Source organism: Hydrocoleum sp. CS-953, assembly GCF_002260545.1.
Classification (GTDB): domain Bacteria; phylum Cyanobacteriota; class Cyanobacteriia; order Cyanobacteriales; family Microcoleaceae; genus Trichodesmium.
Genome location: NZ_LGSU01000310.1, coordinates 1 through 2,710 on the forward strand (window position 1 = coordinate 1; position 2,710 = coordinate 2,710).

Genomic DNA, 2,710 nt, shown 5'->3' on the forward strand with positions numbered 1-2,710 from the left:
CGCAATTATTGATGTTCTATTCATCTATTGTCCAATAGTTAGGGTTTGCCGACCAAATCTCAAAACCTTTACAGGTAAAAGTTTCAGCCTTTTTCTGTCTTATATTGATGTTTGATTCATCTATTGTCCAATAGTTGTAGCAGTTTCCGCGCCTTATGAAGTACATATGATATGCACTTGCTTGTGCAGCAACTATATACTTTCATGCAACAAAGCCAATGTTTACTATAAATCTCTGTTACCAATGGATAATTGATAATTGCAAAGGTTCCGCAAAACTTTCCTACGGAAAAAAACAGAGTTGTGCGACAGCAAAACAAAAATATAGCAATCCTCCGCATATTCGTGGCAAAAATATTACTGCTTTTTAGGCAACAGCGGTGCGACCCCGCGTCGGCGACAGACGCAAGGGAACGCGCACCAAGAGAGGCACTATTGCTACAAGCAACAGGTGGGAGTTTCAACTTTTTTATTTACTTTTTAATTACCCGCAACATAAGCGCGGATTGCTATAATTATCCATTATCCATTATCCATTATCCATTATCCATTAATGAACTATTCCCTTATTATATGAAAATTTTAATTCTGGGTAGTAATGAAGATATTCATGCTGCTCACCTCAAACAATCTCTCACAGAAAAAGGAATAACAGTTGAATATTTAGATACTCGTTTATTTCCCACTCAATTAAAAATATCTTGGCAACCTATTAATCATACAGGATATTTAACATTTCCAGATGGCAGACAATGGGATTTAACAGATATAAATAAAATTTTCTGGCGGACTTTTTCAGGAGTAAATGTTCCTCAATTAGCTGATTCATATCAGCAGACAATAGCAGTTAATGATGCAACTGGTTTGTTACGCTCTTTTATGCGGTGTACCCCGGAAAAATGGGTTAATGGTTGGGAAGCTTATGAATTTCATAAAGAGAAACCATTACAATTAAGTTTAGCAAACAAAATAGGTGTGACTATTCCAGCTACATTAGTTACTAATGATGCTCAGGAAATTATCAATTTCTCTCAATCTTATCTGGATGTAATTTTTAAACCTGTTTATGGTGGTTCTCATACTCAACTTTTAACGAAAGAACATCTAGAAATTAATCGCATGAATTTAGCTTTAAGTATTTCTCCCGTAACTATTCAAGAATATATTCCTGGTACAAATATTCGTAGTTATGTAATTGGAGAAAAAGTTTATTCGGCTGAAATTCGGAGTAGTTCCTTAGATTTTAGGGAAGATAAACGAGCAAAATTAATCTATTTAGAAACACCAGAAGATATAAAAAGACAATGTTTAGCTATTACCAAAGCATTCGGTTTGAAATGGACTGGTATTGATTGGCGATTTAAACCGAATGGAGACTTTATTTTTCTAGAGGCAAATTTTAGTCCGATGTTTCTTCATTTTGAGAGGGAAACAGGTTGTCCGATAACTGAAGATTTAATCGAATTATTAACAAGTTAAAGTAGAGGAATAATATCATATCTGGTTGAATACTTCTGATTCAGGTATCAGAGACTTGACTATTTCCCCGGGCTGAATAACTCAGGTCACTTGGGTATGGTTGGCGTTGAGGATTAGGTAGACCGTTCATTGGTGATACCAATTCACTTTAAAGATGTCACAAATAGTCTCAAACTTTAGATGTGAAATAATTTCCTGAAATTAGTGTGGAATCAAAGTTTTGACTGTATGAAATCTGAATACATGACTTTTGTACGGGTGATTCGCGTTTTGCATTCTGGAAAGCATTCCGTAGGAAATTACCCCCTACTGACTTTTAACTTCCGTGAAACGGTATGAGATAAGGTTTGAATTGTACTCCAAATTTACACCTAATTTTACTACAAACCTACTTTCTTGAGATTCTCTTTAATAAATTAGCTTTCAGGGATTAATAAAAATGTTGTCAGACAATATCGATTACTTCAAAACTAAAATACTTTAACTAACTTACAGGAATTACACCTAAACAATACAAAAATAAATTCATCAATCGGATATAAAATTTCCCCAAAAAAAATATTCAAAAAAGAAAAAAAAGAAAGATCGATTCAATAATTAATAGTTAATTATTACCTCTTCTTATAAAGAAGACGATTGACTAAAAGGAATTTTTTCTTCTTCTCTTGGTTGATTGGATATGGCGTTTTGCTGGCGCAAAGCTTTCCTAAGGTCATGATCCGCATTTCCTGACGGAATGCTCCGCTTTCCATGTCGGCTCAAGCGCCGAAACGCTTTATATGTTGCGAAGCAAAACGCCATCCTATCCTAGGTCATGCTCCGCAAACAACCGCTTTTTTCTCAATTAATCTAGAGGCTTTATACCATGCATGAAAAAAGAATGCTACATAAAAGTGCATCTCTATCAGAGATAGTTAAAAATAGCTGCTGAAATTCATTATAGAAAGCTATATCTATCATTTTCCCTCTTTTATTCAAAATTTCTTCCTTCTTCCTTCTTCCTTCTTCCTTCTTCCTTCTTCCCTCTTCCTTGCTTCTACAATTTGTAATAAACATTTATCACGCCTGGTATTATACCAATTACCATGCATTAATGCTATACTTCGGCTATACTTCAACAGTTAAATATTTACCAAGATTCAAAATATTTTTTTGACAATTATTAATTGGTTAGTATAGATTTTTCCTACTTTTAACCTCTCCCCACACCTCCCACACTCCCCACACTTCC

Annotated in this window: 1 protein-coding gene; it reads left to right on the forward strand. The window is 34.5% G+C overall.

Annotated elements, in window-relative coordinates; genetic code table 11:
• Positions 1–573 precede the first annotated feature (573 nt).
• Positions 574–1,479 carry a RimK family alpha-L-glutamate ligase gene (locus tag AFK68_RS02845; protein ID WP_094671470.1) on the forward strand — a complete coding sequence of 302 codons (906 nt, stop codon included), beginning with the start codon at positions 574–576 and terminating at the stop codon, positions 1,477–1,479.
• Positions 1,480–2,710 lie beyond the last annotated feature (1,231 nt).

What these genes read in the sequence shown, in the direction of transcription:
- AFK68_RS02845 (WP_094671470.1), top strand. Translation starts at nt 574, where the DNA reads ATGAAAATTTTAATTCTGGGTAGTAATGAAGATATTCATGCTGCTCAC.